Origin of the sequence: Paenibacillus sp. DP01 (assembly GCF_044784315.1) — a bacterium.
Taxonomy (GTDB): Bacteria; Bacillota; Bacilli; order Paenibacillales; family Paenibacillaceae; genus Paenibacillus; species Paenibacillus polymyxa.
In genome coordinates this window covers 60,271-77,841 of sequence record NZ_CP173059.1, presented here as the reverse complement: position 1 = coordinate 77,841, position 17,571 = coordinate 60,271, and the positions used below count along the sequence as shown (strand labels likewise).

Genomic DNA, 17,571 nt, shown 5'->3' with positions numbered 1-17,571 from the left:
TTATTCTACTGTACGGTTACGCATATGCGGGAAAAGCAGCACATCGCGAATGGAAGGCGCATCTGTCAGCAACATAACCAAACGATCGATGCCGATGCCCAGCCCGCCTGTTGGCGGCATACCGTATTCCAAGGCGCGGATAAAGTCATCATCCATTTGATGAGCTTCATCATTGCCATGCTCACGTTCCAGCAATTGCGATTCAAAACGTTGGCGCTGGTCAATTGGATCATTCAGCTCAGTGAACGCATTCGCATGCTCACGAGCGACCATGAACAGCTCGAAGCGATCCGTAAAACGCGGGTCCTGTTCATTTTTCTTCGCCAATGGCGAGATTTCAACCGGATGTCCAGTAATAAAGGTCGGCTGAATGAGCGTTTCCTCTACAAAATGCTCAAAGAATGCATTCAGGATATGTCCAAATGTCATGTGCGGTTCAACCGGAACCTTATGCTCTTTCGCAAGGCGATGAGCTTCTTCATTACTCATTTGCACACTAAAGTCTACGCCTGTTACTTCTTTAACAGCATCGACCATGGAAACTCTGCGCCATTGCGGCGTCAGATCGACTTCCTGACCTTGATACTGAATGTGCTGTGTGCCCAGTACTTCCTGCGCAATATGTGCAATCATGTTTTCCGTCAATTGCATGATATCTTTATAATCAGCATACGCCTCATACAGCTCAATCAACGTAAACTCAGGGTTATGACGAGTCGATACACCTTCGTTACGGTATACACGCCCGATCTCATATACTTTCTCCATTCCGCCAACAATTAGTCGTTTCAAATGAAGTTCAATAGCAATACGCATATAAAGCTGTGTGTCCAATGCATTATGGTGCGTAATAAATGGCTTCGCCGCCGCCCCGCCAGCAATGGCATGCAACGTTGGAGTTTCAACTTCCAAATAACCGAGCGAATCCAGATAACGACGCATGGATTGAATAATACGGGACCGCATAATGAACGTTTTTTGTACTTCTGGGTTCATAATCAGATCTACGTAACGCTGACGATAACGCAATTCAACATCCTTCAAACCATGATATTTCTCCGGCAATGGATACAAGGATTTGGACAAGACTTCAATATCCAATACTTTGATCGTCGTTTCGCCTGTCTTGGTTTTAAAGAGCACGCCCTTAACACCAACAATATCGCCGAGATCCAAAATACCAAATGCTTTATAATTCGCTTCAGGTACAGTGTCTTGACGAACATAGATTTGAATACGTCCGCTAAGATCCTGTATATGAGCAAAGCTGGCTTTCCCCATCACTCGTTTAGCCATAATGCGGCCTGCTATGCTAACTTCAATATTTTTTTCTTCCAATTCTTCCTTGGTCAAGCTGTCATACTTGCTCAGTAGTACGCCCGCTTCATCCGTGCGTATGTATTTGCGTCCAAAAGGATCAATGCCCAATGAGCGAAGCTCGTCCAATTTGGCACGACGAATTTGCAATAATTCACTTAATTCCTCGCGATTTTCCTGTAATTCCTGGTTAGTAGTTTCATCCGACATGGTGCTAAATCAGCTCCTTCAATATGAATAGACGGGCCGGGGTCCGTCTCGGGTGTAGAGAAAAAAAGCTTCCACAAGGAAGCTTTTACATTAAATTCCAAAGTCCGTGTTTTTATTTCTTGATATCCACGATTTTATATTGAATAACACCTGCTGGAACGGTTACATCTACAACAGTTCCTTTTTTCTTACCGAGAATAGCCTTGCCAACCGGGCTTTCATTGGAGATCTTGTTCTGGAGCGGGTCGGATTCGGCAGAACCTACGATAGCATACTCTGTAATATCCCCGAATTCCAAGTCTTCAACGGTTACAGTTGCCCCTACTCCCACAACATCGGTGTCAATTTCATCGCTATTGATAATACGGGCATTACGTAGCATCTTCTCTAAAGTAATTACACGGCCTTCAATAAAGGCCTGCTCATTCTTCGCATCCTCGTATTCGGAGTTTTCACTAATATCTCCGTATCCGATGGCTACCTTAATCCGTTCAGCCACTTCGCGGCGTTTGACAGACTTTAAGTTCTCAAGCTCATCTTCGAGCTTTCTAAGGCCTTCCTGTGTCAGAATGACTTCTTTATCGCTCATCTCAACCGATTCTCCTGTCATGGGAAAAGTTTAAAAGTGCATCGGAATGCACGCTTTCAAAACATAATATGCCACTCTGAGGGAATGAGAACATTTCCTGCTGTTGTCTTGAGAGCTGCATACAATTTGTAATATACATCAAGATTTTATACTGAACGATTATAGGGCAAGCAATTGGAAAAGTCAATCGCATGCACAAGCCGGAACTGCTTCCTTATTGCGCAACAGTAACAGGAGAAGCAGCGCTTGTAGAAGCCCCCTCGTTTTCCACCATGTGCAATTGAGATACAAATTGATTCAAAATACGTACCATATCGTCGCGCTTTGTTTCTTCCATAATTACATCCTTAATACGTGCAGAACCTTTAATCCCCTTGAGGTACCAAGCCAGATGCTTGCGCATTTCACGAACAGCTACTGCTTCGCCTTTCAGCGCCACCAGACGGTCCATATGCAGAATGGCAATACGGATTTTTTCTTCCGGTGATGGATCGGGCAACAGCTTACCCGTCTGCAAATACTCAATCGTACGGTACAGCATCCATGGATTCCCCAGAGCGCCGCGTCCAATCATAACGCCATCACAATTGGTCAAATCCAACATTCGGCGGGCATCTTCCGGAGTTAACACATCACCATTTCCAATGACAGGAATGGATACTGCTTCTTTAACTTCTTTTATAATATCCCAATTCGCATGCCCCGTATACAATTGCTCACGTGTACGGCCATGTACGCTGACGGCCTGACCTCCGGCACGTTCAACAGCACGAGCGTTCTCTACAGCGTAAATATGCTCGCTATCCCAACCGATACGCATTTTCACGGTAACCGGCTTGCTCACCGATTCCACTACTGCGGATACCATCTCATAAATCTTGTTTGGATCGAGCAGCCAACGAGCACCTGCATCACATTTGGTCACTTTGGGAACCGGGCAGCCCATATTGATGTCAATAATATCTGCATTCGTCTCCTGGTCTACGACTTTCGCTGCTTCCACCAAAGATTTGCGGTCGCCCCCGAAAATTTGCAAGCTAAGCGGCTTCTCGCGCTCATCTACAAACAGCATCTCGCGTGTACGCTTGTTGCCGTGAATGATGGCCTTATCACTAACCATTTCTGCACATACCAAGCCTGTACCGAATTCCTTGGCGATCAAGCGAAAAGCAGGGTTGCACACGCCTGCCATTGGTGCCAGGACGACTTGGTTTTTCATTTCAATGTCGCCGATTTTCAGCATATCCGTTCCCTCCTTTACTCCTTCTTTATATATCGTATACTTATCTTCATTCCGTCAATTCCCGGACTTCAATCTCTAGCGTTTGGGCAATGATGTTTAGCATGTCTGGGTCTACTGCACGGTTACCTCGCTCTACAGCACCTAATACAGTCAAAGATATGCCCGTTCGGTCTGCCAACTCCTGCTGGGTGAACCCTTTTAGCTTCCGAAAGGCGCGGAGTCGTTGCGCCAGCTGCAAGTTTTCCAAAGCTGTATGCCGTCCTTTCCATCCACAGAATTCAATGCAGTATGCACGATACTGTACAGACCGGACGAATCTTGGTTCGGAACAATGTCAGCCAAGGGAACCAGCACAAAAGCACGCTCCAACATACGAGGGTGAGGAAGCTCCAAATCCGTCGTAGCCAGTTGTTCCGCTTCCATCCACAACAAGTCCAGATCAATGGTTCGTGGACCGTTAGGAATATGTCTTACCCTTCCCAGACGACTCTCCACGTCCAGCATATAAAACAAAAGCTCCTCTGGAGCAAGTGTTGTCGATACGGCTACCGTCATATTCAAAAAAGAAGGCTGATCCAGATATCCAACAGGCTCTGTTTCATACAGACTGGAGCAGCGCAGCACTCGTATCGCCGGATGTTCGTCCAGTGCGGTAATGGCTTCATACAGGGTATGCTCACGCTCCCCCAAATTAGCCCCTAAAGCAATATAAGCCTCTGATGCCTCAGAGGTCGAATGTGCATTCATGTATCGTTCCTACTTTCTTGCGCGATAAAGCTCAACCGTCACACCCTGAAAATGAATATCAAACGGCGGATGCGGCTTCGTCACTTTGACAGTCAGTGCATTGACACTAGTATAAGTGTCCAGTAGGGAAGATGCAATACGTTCGCCTAAAGCTTCAATCAATTGGTAAGATTCCTTTTCTACGATATCTTTCACGGTATAATGCACCTCAGCATAATTAACCGTTTTGTCCAAAGCGTCCTGCTCCCCTGCTTCACGCAGATCAAGCTCCAGTTCCAAGTCAATATAGTAACGCTGTCCCAGCTTACGTTCCTCGGGAAAAACGCCGTGATATCCGTAATACTCCATGCGATGCAATTTCATTTTATCCATCTTAGGTAAGTCCCCCTGTTTTTTTGATTTTATCTATATAAGTTCCACATAAAGGATTCGTGAAGCGGGCTTTACCCACCATAACTCAGTGGATTTTTAGACCCGTACACCATCGCATCACACATACGTACAGTGCGCTTGATTTGTGCCACATCGTGTACACGCACAATCTGGCACCCTTGGGCAATCCCAAAGGCCACGGTAGCCGCAGTTCCCTCCACTACATCATCCACTGGCAAATCCAGTGCTGTACGGATAAATTTTTTACGCGACGTAGCCAACAACAGCGGAAATCCCAGCTGACTTAATGTATCAAGAGAAGTCATGGCATGAATATTTTCATCATAGTCTTTGGCAAAACCGATGCCTGGGTCTAAAATGATCTGCTCCTTACGGACCCCTGCTTTCAGTGCTAATTGGATACTTTCTTGTAAATCGGACAGCATATCAGAAACCAAATCGGTATAGTTACGGTCGTGACGATTATGCATCAAAATGACCGGACAATCGAATTCAGCTGCTACTCGTGCCATATCGGGGTCTGCCTTAAACCCCCACACATCATTAATGATGTGTGTGCCTGCTTCAAGCGCCTGTCTGGCTACTTCGGCTTTGTAAGTATCCACAGACAACGGGATATGCGGTGCAATACGATGGATTGCCTGGACGACCGGAATGACCCGAGCCAGCTCCTCTTCCACACCTACTGGTTCATGACCCGGACGGGTAGATTCCCCACCAATATCAATGATATTCGCTCCATCCTCCACTAGCTTCAATGCATGTAAAACAGCAATCTCTGGATTATAATTTAATCCTCCATCCGAAAATGAATCCGGGGTCACATTAAGTATGCCCATAATCTGGGTGGAATGCCCGAGTGTAAGCTTGGCATCCCCCATTTGATAGCTGCGTTCATAAAGAGTTGGTATATTCACTTCATCCCTGCTTTCTGCCTATAATCATGCAACAGCAAAGCTGTTATGGACTCGGTCTGCGCCAAGGGCACCGATAAATGACTTGCTACGCCTCCCGGTTCCAACAATAAATCCACGGGTCGTATTTCTTGTATAGAGTTGGTCATAAAAATTTCATCAGCCTGTTTCAGCTCATCCCAGTGGTATAACCCTTGCTCACATGGAATGCCCCGCAGGTCCGCCAACTCCAAAATGAACTCACGTGTAATGCCTGGCAGAATTCCTGTAGACAAGTCAGGGGTATACAGCGTATTATTCCGCACAAAAAACAGATTGCTAACTATTCCCTCTGCCAGAAAACCGTTGGCCGTAAGCATTATTCCTTCAGCCTTATAATGGACAGCCTCGGCATACTGCTGAAGTTCCCGCTTCGCAAGAATATTATTCATATAATGGAGCGATTTTAATCGAACCTCACCCTCCGGAGTGTTTCTGGAGGTTCGTAGCAACTGAAGCGCAGAGGATTGCCCGGTTTGTGTATTTGTAGAGGGCAGCGGCTTGGCGAACAAAATATGGTTGGGCCGCGTGTAGTCACCAGATGGCAAGCCCAGTGCCTCTTCACCCGCCGATACGGTGTAGCGGATATAGGCTTCATCCAGCCCATTTGCCACCATCAGATGCTGGATGTGTTTCGTAAGCTGCTCCTTATCCGCTTGAAAAGGAATGCCGAGCATTCGGCAGCCTTCCTCCAGTCGACGTAGATGCCGATCCAGCAGGAAGGGAACCCCGTTATAGGTGCGGAATGTCTCAAACAAGCCCATTCCGTATAAAAAGCCGTGATCACTTACGTGAATCACGGCTTTTGCGGCTTCCGTGAGGACGCCATTGACTCCGATATATCTCATAAATCAGACGCCTACCTTGCGTTTTAGGAAATTGCGCAACAGTTGATGCCCGTAGTCCGTAATAATGGATTCGGGATGGAACTGGACTCCTTCTACGGCAAATTCTTTATGCCGCAAACCCATAATTTCACCCTCTGCGGTTTCAGCAGTAATCTCTAGACATTCAGGCAGGCTCTCGCGCTCTACCAGCAATGAATGATATCGGGTAGCTGTAAACGGAGAGGGCAAGCCTTCAAATACCGAGGTATTGTGATGGAGAATCGGTGATGTTTTGCCATGCATGAGCCGATCAGCCCGGATAACCTTACCGCCAAAAGCCTGTCCGATGGCCTGGTGACCGAGACACACGCCAAAAATCGGAATCTGGCCTTTAAAATGGCTGATTACATCCAGCGATATTCCCGCTTCATTCGGCGTGCATGGACCCGGCGAGATCAAAATGTGATCTGGTGCCAGCTCTTCTATGCCTTTCACATCAATCTCATCATTCCGTTTTACGGTTACTTCTTCGCCAAGTTCACCCAGATATTGAACAAGATTGTACGTAAATGAATCATAATTATCAATCACCAAAATCATTAGACTCACCCTCCTGTGATACCGCTCCTGCTCAAAGCGGCTTCTTCTTCCCCACATTGTACCGCCTTCATGACAGCTCTGGCCTTGTTCCGACACTCCCGATATTCCCTGTACGGGTCTGAATCAATGACAATACCCGCACCTGCCTGTAAATAAGCAGTGTTCCCCTTTACAGCTAGTGTTCTTATTATAATATTTAATTCCATATTACCATTATAGTCAATCCATCCAAGGGACCCCGTATAAGGACCCCGACGGACGGGCTCTAATTCTTCAATAATTTCCATCGTACGCACCTTAGGAGCTCCGGTAATGGTTCCACCCGGGAAGGTAGCAGCAATTACGTCTATAGCTGTACGACCCGTGGCTAACTTCCCCTCAACCTGAGAAACCAGATGCATAACGTGCGAATAATATTCGACAGTCAGCAATTCAGGAACATGCACCGATCCGTATTCAGCAATCCGGCCGATATCGTTACGCTCCAGATCGACGAGCATAATATGCTCGGCTCGTTCTTTTTCACTTGATAGAAGCTCTGCGGCCATAGCGGCATCTTCATCCGGTGTTAGTCCCCTTCTTCTCGTACCTGCAATAGGTCGAGCACTCACACGTCCATCTTCCAGCTTCACCAGCAATTCCGGTGAGCCACTGACGATCCGCAAATCTGGCATGCGCAGCATCCCCATATAAGGGGAAGGATTCAGCAGACGAAGCCATTCATATATATTCTCAGGAAGGGCTGCAAGCGTACGTTGCTGACGAATCGACAAGTTCACCTGAAATACATCTCCTTGAGCAATGTATTCCTGCACACGTTTCACAGCATGTTCAAAATCTTGTTGACTGAATGCCGTTTTCCAGCCTTCAGATTCCTGATGAACAGCCTCTAATCCTTTTTCGGACAACCGAGCACAACGAAGAGGGTAAGCTGGATCAGTCTCTCCCGCATGTATAATGTTCTTCCACTGAGTCAACATGCGTTCTGTACGTTGGACCGCCTCCGCATAATGCTTGCCAAGTATCGATGCGGTCTCATTCAACATAACCTCATTTGCCAAATCAGTCTGACTACTGAATTCACCGAAGCGGACAGGGTTAGGCATATGAACAGCACAGTATAAGCATGATGTTTCATGATCATAAATCCATAGCTCATTCACCCGCATCCACACATAATCAGGTATATCGGTATCGTCTGCAGCTTGAGTTGGCAAACGCTCTAACGAGCGAGCTACATCGTAGCCCAGGTAGCCTGCAAATCCCCCAGAGAAAAAAGGCATGCCAGGTACACGTGGCGCACGGTAAGGGGCGATCCAATCGTTCATGACTGTCAAAGGTTGTCCATGTATAGCACCATGCTCCCCGCTTTGCAAATCAGTCCAAACTGCTTGTTCCCCCTTGCCTTCCAATATAGCAACCGGATTCAAGGCCAGATACGTATATCTTCCACCTTTAGCGCTCTCCAGCAAGAAGGCATATGGCGACGAATCCTCCCAAGCCCTCCGCCACGATGGAGGTAATCCGCCTCCGGGCAATGGGTACTCAGCAATATAGGGAAGTATACTCCAGCCCTCCTTCTGCCAGGTTTGCCACTGCGCCTCCGTCACTCTAGCTGTCCATTTCATCTGTGTGCGCTACCCCTTCCATTACTTTGCCAAAAGTCTGCATTCTTCTCCTTACAAAGAAACCCTCATCCCCCGGTTACAGGGAAATGAGGGTTTCCTTACGTATAGTATACACAATTACGACATAATTACAGCTCAAAATTGTATAGTGGTGTACTCAGGTAACGTTCGCCATTACTTGGAATAATGACAACAATCCGCTTACCCTTGCCCAATTGCTTAGCAAGCTTCAAGGCCGCGTGAACAGCCGCGCCAGAAGAAATACCGGACAAAATGCCCTCTTCCTTGGCCACTCTACGCGCTACCTCGAAAGCTTCATCGTTTTCTACATGAAAAATTTCGTCATAGATATCGCGATTTAGAATTTCAGGAATAAAGTTGGCACCCAGCCCTTGAATTTTGTGAGGTCCTGGCTTGCCGCCTGCTAGCAATGGGGAAGAAGCGGGCTCTACAGCCACGATTTTAATATCAGGGAATTCTTTTTTAAGCACTTCTCCAGCACCGGAAATAGTTCCACCAGTCCCTATACCTGCTATAAAAGCGTCCAGAGTGCCGCCAATGGAACGAATCGCTTCTACGATCTCAGGACCCGTCGTTTCACGGTGAATTTTGATATTAGCTTTGTTCTTGAACTGCTCGGCAGCGAAATAATCCGGGTTTTCGCTCAATAGCTCTTCCATTTTCTTAACAGATCCGTTCATACCCTCTGAGCCAGGTGTTAACACAAGCTCGGCTCCATAAGCACGCAGCAAATTACGACGCTCTATACTCATCGTTTCTGGCATAACAATTACTGCTTTATACCCCTTCGCAGCAGCAACCATAGCCAAGCCGATTCCTGTGTTACCGCTAGTTGCTTCAATAATAGTACCGCCCGGCTTAAGCAGACCTTCACGCTCAGCTTCTTCCACCATACTAATCGCAATACGGTCTTTTACACTGGAGCCCGGGTTCTGATATTCCAGTTTCAAATAAATTTCGGCGCTATCTTCCGGTACGATCCGGTTGAGGCGAACGAGGGGAGTCTCCCCGATAAGGTCGGTGATGTTATTAACAACTTTAGCCATGATAATTCCTCCCTGACTGTAGATGATATATTAAAAATTGCGAAAACATATTGTAGATGATTCTAGGTAAATCATTCTTCGTGTTATGCCGTTCATTTAATTTCCGATAAAAATAGTTGGTTTTATACGCTAATCATAACAATCTTCAATTCCATTGTCAATACGAGTAAATAAGCTACAATGCTGTTCGCCCGCGTTATCCGCACCGCGCTTCCTTCAAATCTAGATTCTTTTACGACGCTATAGAGAAGCGGAAGGTACCTCTTTCCCAGATAAAATACGAGCTCCATATTTATCACGCAGACTCTTCTCGACCTCATCCAAAGGAGCGGCTTGTGCAAGCGCAAGCGACCGGCGAATTTGCTGACGAATCTGCCGCTTATCCGAAGAACTCTTTAGCCTGACATCCTGTACATAAATGACCGCATAGCCATCGTTAATGGAGATGGGACCTGCAACGTCCCCGGAGCTTAGTTCTCTTGCCGCCTTCATGATCGCCTCCGGTTGATATGGGTCATATTCATCCACCCATCCCAGCTGTCCGCTATGATCCTCGCCGAGAAGATTACCTGAGCCTGAATGTTCCCGAAGCAGCGTGTCGAAGCTTTCTCCTTGCTTAACCCGATCCAGCAATACCTCTGCTTCCTCTGCTTTGGCCACATAAAGAGCTGCCAGTTTGATCTGCTTACCAACGGCAAATTCCTCAGGGTGCTGTTCCCAATACTCGTCAATCTCCGTTTCCTCAACCTGAATACCTTGCGTGGCTATTTTCTCCAAGCCAATTCGGTACTCCGCTTCATTCCGCAAGTCAACCGGATCTAGGCCAAATTGTCGCTGCATTTCCTCAAAGTAGGCGTGTTCTGAGTCGTACCCTTTGCTATCCTGCTCCAGCACCTGCTGTAAATCCTCTTGGGTGATCTTGATACCGAGACGCTTGGTTTCAGCCTGCACGGCTTTACGATTCAACATTTGCAACAGCGTATTCGTTCCATATCGCTTTTTCAGTTCCGCTACCCACTGTTCCTCCGATATGCCTTCCTGACCCATCTCCGCCACAGTATGATCGCCGTCATCCTTGCTTACATCACCCGGCTTTAACAGCCCCCGAAGCATGATAAGACCACCCAAGGCGGCGACGCTAACGGTCAGAATAATGACAGCTGTCCATAATCCCTTTTCCCGTGTAGTCATCGCTTACACCGCCTATCCGGTTAGGCCTTGGCTTGATCTAACAGATTTTGCAATTCATCCTTATTAAACTGATAAGCCTCGTTACAAAAGTGACACACGACCTCAGCCTGTCCTTCTTCCTCAATCAATTGCTTCAATTCACTTTCTCCCAGACTGATCAATGTTTTCTCTACGCGCTCGCGTGAGCACTCACATTGAAAATGGATATCCATTTCATCAAGGATTCGAACGTCCGGCAGCATCCAACGCAGCATTTCGTCAAGCTCTAGCCCTTGATCCAACAGAGCGGTAACGGGTGGAATGGAGCCGACTGCATTTTCGATAGCAGTAATCTCATCATCATTCAAACCTGGAAGCAATTGAATAATAAACCCGCCGGCCACTATAACGGAGTTATCCGTATCTACCAGCACACCCAAACCCACCGCTGACGGAGTCTGTTCGGATTTGGCAAAATAATAGGTAAAGTCTTCACCAAGTTCACCTGAAATAATCGGGATACTACCGCGATACGGCTCTTTTAATCCCAAATCCTTGATGATATGAATAAATCCCTCTGTACCTACTGCACCCGCTACATCCAGTTTGCCCATACTATTGCTTGGCAAATGCACATGGGGCTCAGTAACATACCCTCGCACTTCCCCTACAGCATTGGCATCCACGACGATTTGACCAATCGGCCCATCACCTTTGACTTGAATGGTCAGTCTTTCTTTGCCTTTGAGCATGGAACCCATAATTGCACCTGCTGTGAGAGTTCGTCCCAAAGCAGCAGTTGCTGTAGGATAAGTATCATGTCTTCTCCGCAATTCTTCTACCAATTGAGTTGTCCGAACCGCAAAGGCTCTAACCCTTCCATCCATGGCTGTACCGCGAATAAGTCGATCCTGCTTATTTTCCATATTGATATCCTCCCCTATTATCCAAGGCAGCCATGCTGCTTATTTTCGTTAGTATTTCCTCATCCTTGAAACATCATTTCCCACTATATAAACAACCTGCCTTAACAGATCACCGAATTGTTCAAAAACGTAACATATTTCAGTATAGACGAAAAACGCCGCTAATCCAAACCGATAAGATCATCGGCTTGACTCAGCGGCAGCTTATATCCACTTTTTATTCGGCGTTACGTTGGTAAATGATGCGTAATCCTTCGAGCGTCAACATCGGCAACACTTTCTGAATGCTCTCTGTCTCTGATGCGATTAGCTCTGCAAGACCTCCGGTAGCAATAACTGTAGGTTCCGCTTGCATTTCTTCCTTAATGCGCCTCACAATGCCATCCACTTGCCCAGCGTAACCGAAAATAATCCCGGCTTGCATGGCATGGACCGTATTCCGACCAATAACCTTTTTGGGTTTCTCCAACTCGATACGAGGGAGCTTGGAAGCCCGTTGATACAGTGCCTCTGTCGAAATGCCGATACCCGGCACAATGACTCCACCCAGATAGTTTCCCTTATCGTCAATACAATCAAACGTCGTCGCCGTTCCAAAATCCACCACAACGAGAGGCCCGCCAAACCGTTCTACAGCCGCAACAGCGTTCACGATCCGATCCGCACCTACTTCACGCGGATTCTCGTAACGCAGGTTAAGACCGGTCTTGATTCCCGGTCCGACGATTAACGGCGTTTTGCCTATATATTTATCGCACATTTCCTCTAATACACGGACCAACGGCGGAACGACAGAGGAAATAATAACTCCCTGAATGTCATCCTTTAATACGCCGCCCATACTAAAAAGATTATGTATGAGTACGCCGTATTCATCCGCGGTTGCCTGTCTGGAGGTGCTGATCCGGTAGTGGTGCAACAGCTCGCGCCCTTCATACATCCCCAGAACAATATTGGTATTACCTACATCCACTACAAGAATCAATCGGTGTCACCTATCTTTCTTAGCGTTAAGGTCAAGGCTGATATCCAGGTTATGAAAAGAGTATGTCAGCCTGCCTACAGAAATCACATCTACGCCGCTCTCAGCCATCTCACGCACTGTATCCAGCGATACATTGCCTGAGGCTTCTGTTTTGACGTGTGGGGCCTGTTCACGAATGAAGCGAACGGCTTCCTTCATATCTGGGACGGACATGTTATCCAGCATAATAATATCCGCCCCAGCCTCCAGAGCTTCCCGGACTTGCGTCATGTTTTCCGTCTCTACTTCGATCGTCATTGTATGCGGTATATGCGCGCGCGCTCGGCTGATCGCCTGTGCAATCCCACCCGCACCCTTAATATGATTATCCTTAATCATAACCGCATCGTACAGACCAAAGCGATGATTCGAGCCGCCACCTACACGCACAGCATACTTCTCTAACAGTCGATGTCCTGGCGTTGTTTTACGTGTGTCCACCAAGCGCGTGGAAAGTCCATGCAGTTGATCTATAAAAGTCCGCGTCCGCGTTGCAATACCGGACATCCGCTGAAGTAAATTTAATGCCAATCGCTCCCCGGTCAAAATCGCATGAGTACTCCCATTCACTTCTGCCAAAACGCTCCCCTTTTCAATCCATTGGCCATCGGTCACCAACGGAGTGAACGACAAGGAAGGGTCCACTACTCGAAATACAAGTTCAGCCACAGGTAAACCCGCAATCACGCCGCTCTCTTTGGCATGAATGACAGCCTTGGATTGGTGACCCGGCTCAATCGTCCAACGTGTGGTCACATCGCCAGAACCTGTATCTTCTCGCAGCCAGCTGCGAATTTGTGCCGTCAGTTCTTCCTGATATCCGCTAAACTCTCCATAAAGCTCGCTGTTAGATGTCATGAACGCTCTCCTCCGTTATGCCTTGCTCACGTCGCTGCTGAACATGCTTTCGCCACATGCGATCATCTGTCTCAGGGAAGTCCTCACGATAGTGTGCCCCCCGGCTCTCCTCACGCAGTAGCGCACCATCTGCTACTAATAAAGCACAGGTGAGCAAATTGGCGAATTCGATCTCTTCCCGGCTGGTGATCACAGCCTGAAAAACAGGCACTAGCCCATGCAGCTCTTCTAAAGCTGCTTGCAGCCCTTCACTATGCCGACGAACTCCAGCATAATGAACCATCGTTTCTTGCAGCTTATGTCGCTGTCCCACGACGGATGAAGCCTGGAACTCTGCACGGTTATCACTGTAAGATATCAAAGTATGGCCGACCAGCGGTGGCAATGAATGCAGCCGCTCGATAATCCTACTGGCGAACACAATAGCTTCAGATAGCGAATTGCTCGCCAGACGATTAGCACCGTGAACACCTGTGGAAGAAGTCTCTCCACAAGCGAACAAACGCCTAACGGAGCTTTCCCCGTATAGATTAGTCTGGATACCACCCATCATATAATGGGCAGCAGGAGCAATGGGAATCCAGCCTGTCGTCATATCCAACCCATATGACAGACATGTCCGATAAATCGTTGGAAAACGTTGCTTTACCCGCTCAGGCGGCTCGTGTGTAATATCCAGGTATACAAACGTAGACTGAGTGCGTTCCATCTCATGGATGATCGCACGAGCTACGATATCTCTGGGTGCAAGCTCCTGCCGGGAATCGTACTTGTCCATGAAGCGTTCTCCATGAATGTTGCGTAACACGGCCCCTTCTCCCCGTACGGCTTCGGAAATTAGAAACCTTGGAGCGCCCGGATGGCACAACGCCGTAGGATGAAACTGTACGAATTCCATATCCCGTACAACTGCCCCCGCACGATAAGCCATAGCAATACCGTCCCCAGTTGCGATATCCGGGTTAGTCGTGTAACGGTATAATTGCCCGCTACCTCCTGAGCACAAAATGGTTGCATTGGCAGTGATATACGACCTTTCTCCATCTGGCATTTGAACGAGGGCCCCAATACACTCACCATGCTCAGTCAGCAGGTCAATGACCATGCACTCTTCCCACACCTCAATACTGGGATGGGCGACAACCTGCTGTGACAAGGCACGCACGATTTCATAACCGGTGGCATCTCCATTTGCATGCAAAATGCGACGATGACTATGCGCCCCCTCTCGGGTTAGCGCTAGTTCACCATCCACACGGTCAAAGGCTGTCCCCAATCGTATTAACTCTTTAATACCGTCTGGTCCTTCATGAACAAGCGTTCTGACCGCCTCGGGTTCACACAGACCTGCACCAGCAATCAGAGTGTCTTGCATATGATAAGCCGGTGTATCCTCGTCCGATGTGACAGCAGCAATGCCGCCTTGAGCATAACGTGTGTTGCTTTCCATTAAAGTTTTCTTGGTAATCAGCAACACTTTCCGATTCTCCGCAGCCTTAATCGCTGTATATAAGCCCGCAATGCCGGAGCCGATGATTAAGACGTCGGCTTCGTATTGGGTCAATTCCGCTACATCAAAATCAACTAGATATCTTGGAATCATGCCTTTCACCTGATTTCACAGAAGAATAGCGCACACCATAGATCGTACAGTATGCGCTCACGGATATGTTCAAAATGATAGTAAGTCGATTGCAGCGGCTGTTAGCCTTTTAAGCTAGGAAGGCGACAGCCGTTTATTTAACAATAAATGTACACAACGTTCCTGAGTCTGTCAAATCATGTTAGCAATAATCTTCCATATTTAAAAAAGCTTCGGGAAACCAATAGGATCTGGTTCCCCGAAGCTTACATATATGCTTATTTAACTATCCATCAGATGATCAGGTTGTTGTCGGTGGAGTACCGCCGGAATTGCCTGAATTGTTATCATCCTCTGGTTTTTGCAGATTAGGGATATCGTTCGGTTGATCTGTTGTATTCTTAGGCTCGTCATCCTTACCTTGAATACGTACACGAACATCACCGATGTTGTCGATCACAGGCTCACCGTTTTCCGGTGTTCCTTCTCCCTCATTCGTATTGCCGTTCAAAGAACCTGTCTCGATCAAACGTTTGATTTGTTCAAGCTCCAGAGTTTCTTCTTCCAACAAGGTTTGAGCGATCAAATGAACCTCTTTCGAATACTTCGTCAAGAGTTCTCTAGCACGCTCATAGGAGTCAGTGATGAAGCGATTCATCTCCTGGTCAATCTCATAAGCGATCTGATCACTGTAGTTTTGCTCATGACCGATATCACGTCCAAGGAATACTTGACCTTGGGAAGTTCCGAACTGCATCGGGCCGAGCTTCTCACTCATACCGTATTCCACGATCATGCTACGCGCAATGCCTGTCGCTTGTTGGAAGTCACTATAAGCCCCTGTTCCGATCTCACCAATAAACAGCTCCTCGGAAACACGTCCACCCAACAATCCAGTGATTTTGTCCAGCAATTCCTGCTTGGTTGTCAGCATGCGGTCTTCCTTCGGAAGCATGATGACATATCCGCCTGCACGTCCACGTGGAATAATAGTTACCTTGTGAACCATATCGGCATTCTCCAGGAAGTAACCGATAATCGTATGCCCTGCTTCATGATAAGCAACAATTCGTTTCTCGCGGTCACTGATTACGCGGCTGCGTTTTTCAGTACCTACAATCACGCGGTCAATAGCTTCATCTACTTCTCGCATCGAAATATCTCTACGGTTGCGACGAGCGGCCAGCAAGGCAGCTTCGTTCAACAAGTTTTCCAGATCAGCGCCCGTAAAGCCTGTTGTACGTTTCGCAATGACGTCCAATTTAACATCCTTCGTTAATGGTTTGTTGCGTGCATGTACATGCAATACTGCTTCGCGACCTTTAACATCTGGACGGTCAACCGTAATTTGACGGTCAAAACGTCCTGGACGAAGCAAGGCTGGATCTAGAATGTCCGGACGGTTAGTAGCAGCAACGATGATGATGCCCTCGTTTGCGCCAAATCCATCCATCTCTACGAGCAATTGGTTGAGCGTTTGCTCACGTTCATCATGTCCGCCACCCAATCCGGCACCACGTTGACGTCCAACGGCATCAATTTCATCAATGAAAATAATACAAGGTGCGTTCTTCTTCGCATTCTCGAACAGGTCACGAACACGGGAAGCACCGACCCCGACGAACATTTCTACAAAATCAGAACCTGAGATACTGAAAAACGGCACTCCGGCCTCGCCTGCAACAGCTCTCGCCAAGAGTGTTTTACCCGTACCTGGAGGGCCCACTAACAGAACACCTTTTGGAATACGAGCGCCCACGGCTGCGAACTTACGTGGGTCCTTCAAGAATTCTACGACTTCGACAAGCTCCTGCTTCTCTTCGTCAGCCCCTGCTACGTCTTCGAAGGTAACTTTCTTCTTCTCTTCGTTATACAGACGGGCTTTGCTCTTGCCGAAGTTCATTACTTTGCCGCCACCGCCCTGTGCCTGATTAAACAGGAAGAAGAACAACAGGAACATGATCACCAAAGGAATAATAGAAGTCAAAAATGTCAGCCAAATGCTTTCGCCTTCCATTTTCTTCTGTACGTATTCAAACCCGTTCGTTTCGCTGGCATTCACCAGTTCACTTAGTGCTTGATCCGTTGGCGGAACGTATACGGAAAAATTGGTTGATTTAGCATTAGCCGGCTGCTTCTTATATGCACCGGTTACAAGATAGGCGTAACCGTCAAATTGGACCGTTACTTTAGAGATGTTATTAGCTTTAACCTCTTGCCGTAATTGGTCATATCTAGGGAGATCGGAGGCTTCGTTACTGTTGCTAACAAACTGAACGATACCCACCACAACTAAAAAAAGAATCAAATAAAAACCAGAATTCCGGATGAACCGATTCATCCCCTACCTCCTCTCGAGACACTTAAGTTATTTTACCATAGCCTGTAAGCCCTTCTCAACAAAGGACCCTATTTAGTCCTAGGACTGGAGGCTGAG

17 protein-coding genes are annotated in these 17,571 nt (G+C 47.4%); all 17 read right to left on the bottom strand.

What is annotated here, in order from left to right; translation table 11 throughout:
- Positions 1 to 1,527 carry a lysine--tRNA ligase gene (gene lysS / locus ACH59B_RS00370; RefSeq protein WP_016818894.1) on the bottom strand — a complete coding sequence of 509 codons (1,527 nt, stop codon included), beginning with the start codon at positions 1,525 to 1,527 and terminating at the stop codon, positions 1 to 3.
- 112 nt (positions 1,528 to 1,639) lie between these two features.
- Positions 1,640 to 2,116, bottom strand: a complete 477-nt coding sequence (greA, locus tag ACH59B_RS00365; RefSeq protein ID WP_013308160.1) for a transcription elongation factor GreA — start codon at positions 2,114 to 2,116, stop codon at positions 1,640 to 1,642.
- A gap of 214 nt (positions 2,117 to 2,330) precedes the next feature.
- Entirely contained in the window at positions 2,331 to 3,359 is a 1,029-nt protein-coding gene (gene dusB / locus ACH59B_RS00360) for a tRNA dihydrouridine synthase DusB (protein WP_017427045.1), read from the bottom strand.
- A gap of 46 nt (positions 3,360 to 3,405) precedes the next feature.
- Positions 3,406 to 3,606 carry a helix-turn-helix domain-containing protein gene (locus ACH59B_RS00355; RefSeq protein WP_080561116.1) on the bottom strand — a complete coding sequence of 67 codons (201 nt, stop codon included), beginning with the start codon at positions 3,604 to 3,606 and terminating at the stop codon, positions 3,406 to 3,408.
- Entirely contained in the window at positions 3,558 to 4,106 is a 549-nt protein-coding gene (folK, locus tag ACH59B_RS00350; RefSeq protein WP_017427046.1) for a 2-amino-4-hydroxy-6-hydroxymethyldihydropteridine diphosphokinase, read from the bottom strand. The genes ACH59B_RS00355 and folK overlap by 49 nt, the downstream gene beginning before the upstream one ends.
- A gap of 9 nt (positions 4,107 to 4,115) precedes the next feature.
- The gene (folB, locus tag ACH59B_RS00345) at positions 4,116 to 4,478 is read right to left on the bottom strand and encodes a dihydroneopterin aldolase (RefSeq protein ID WP_013368705.1); all 363 of its coding nucleotides are present in this window, start codon (positions 4,476 to 4,478) and stop codon (positions 4,116 to 4,118) included.
- A 71-nt stretch (positions 4,479 to 4,549) separates the two neighbouring features.
- Positions 4,550 to 5,416, bottom strand: coding sequence for a dihydropteroate synthase (folP, locus tag ACH59B_RS00340; protein WP_404303065.1), 867 nt, complete (start codon positions 5,414 to 5,416; stop codon positions 4,550 to 4,552).
- Complete coding sequence (gene pabC / locus ACH59B_RS00335) at positions 5,413 to 6,300, bottom strand: aminodeoxychorismate lyase (protein ID WP_113050366.1); 888 nt, start codon at positions 6,298 to 6,300, stop codon at positions 5,413 to 5,415. Before pabC ends, folP begins: the two co-directional genes overlap by 4 nt.
- Positions 6,301 to 6,303: 3 nt before the next feature.
- Positions 6,304 to 6,879 (bottom strand): aminodeoxychorismate/anthranilate synthase component II, encoded by a 576-nt coding sequence (gene pabA, locus ACH59B_RS00330; RefSeq protein ID WP_102997558.1) that lies wholly within the window; start codon positions 6,877 to 6,879, stop codon positions 6,304 to 6,306.
- A 5-nt stretch (positions 6,880 to 6,884) separates the two neighbouring features.
- Complete coding sequence (locus ACH59B_RS00325; protein WP_113050364.1) at positions 6,885 to 8,507, bottom strand: anthranilate synthase component I family protein; 1,623 nt, start codon at positions 8,505 to 8,507, stop codon at positions 6,885 to 6,887.
- Positions 8,508 to 8,635: 128 nt separating this feature from the next.
- On the bottom strand, positions 8,636 to 9,574 hold the full coding sequence (cysK, locus tag ACH59B_RS00320) for a cysteine synthase A (RefSeq protein ID WP_016818901.1): 939 nt from the start codon (positions 9,572 to 9,574) through the stop codon (positions 8,636 to 8,638).
- A 240-nt stretch (positions 9,575 to 9,814) separates the two neighbouring features.
- On the bottom strand, positions 9,815 to 10,765 hold the full coding sequence (locus ACH59B_RS00315) for a peptidyl-prolyl cis-trans isomerase (protein ID WP_017427050.1): 951 nt from the start codon (positions 10,763 to 10,765) through the stop codon (positions 9,815 to 9,817).
- A 20-nt stretch (positions 10,766 to 10,785) separates the two neighbouring features.
- Positions 10,786 to 11,670 (bottom strand): Hsp33 family molecular chaperone HslO, encoded by an 885-nt coding sequence (gene hslO, locus ACH59B_RS00310; protein ID WP_016818903.1) that lies wholly within the window; start codon positions 11,668 to 11,670, stop codon positions 10,786 to 10,788.
- A gap of 217 nt (positions 11,671 to 11,887) precedes the next feature.
- Positions 11,888 to 12,655 (bottom strand): type III pantothenate kinase, encoded by a 768-nt coding sequence (locus tag ACH59B_RS00305; protein WP_013308148.1) that lies wholly within the window; start codon positions 12,653 to 12,655, stop codon positions 11,888 to 11,890.
- A gap of 6 nt (positions 12,656 to 12,661) precedes the next feature.
- Positions 12,662 to 13,552 (bottom strand): carboxylating nicotinate-nucleotide diphosphorylase, encoded by an 891-nt coding sequence (gene nadC, locus ACH59B_RS00300; protein ID WP_102997560.1) that lies wholly within the window; start codon positions 13,550 to 13,552, stop codon positions 12,662 to 12,664.
- Positions 13,542 to 15,155 (bottom strand): L-aspartate oxidase, encoded by a 1,614-nt coding sequence (gene nadB, locus ACH59B_RS00295; protein ID WP_102997561.1) that lies wholly within the window; start codon positions 15,153 to 15,155, stop codon positions 13,542 to 13,544. The genes nadC and nadB overlap by 11 nt, the downstream gene beginning before the upstream one ends.
- 280 nt (positions 15,156 to 15,435) lie before the next feature.
- Positions 15,436 to 17,475: an ATP-dependent zinc metalloprotease FtsH gene (gene ftsH, locus ACH59B_RS00290; protein WP_017427052.1), complete on the bottom strand. Its 2,040-nt coding sequence runs from the start codon at positions 17,473 to 17,475 to the stop codon at positions 15,436 to 15,438.
- Positions 17,476 to 17,571: the final 96 nt, after the last annotated feature.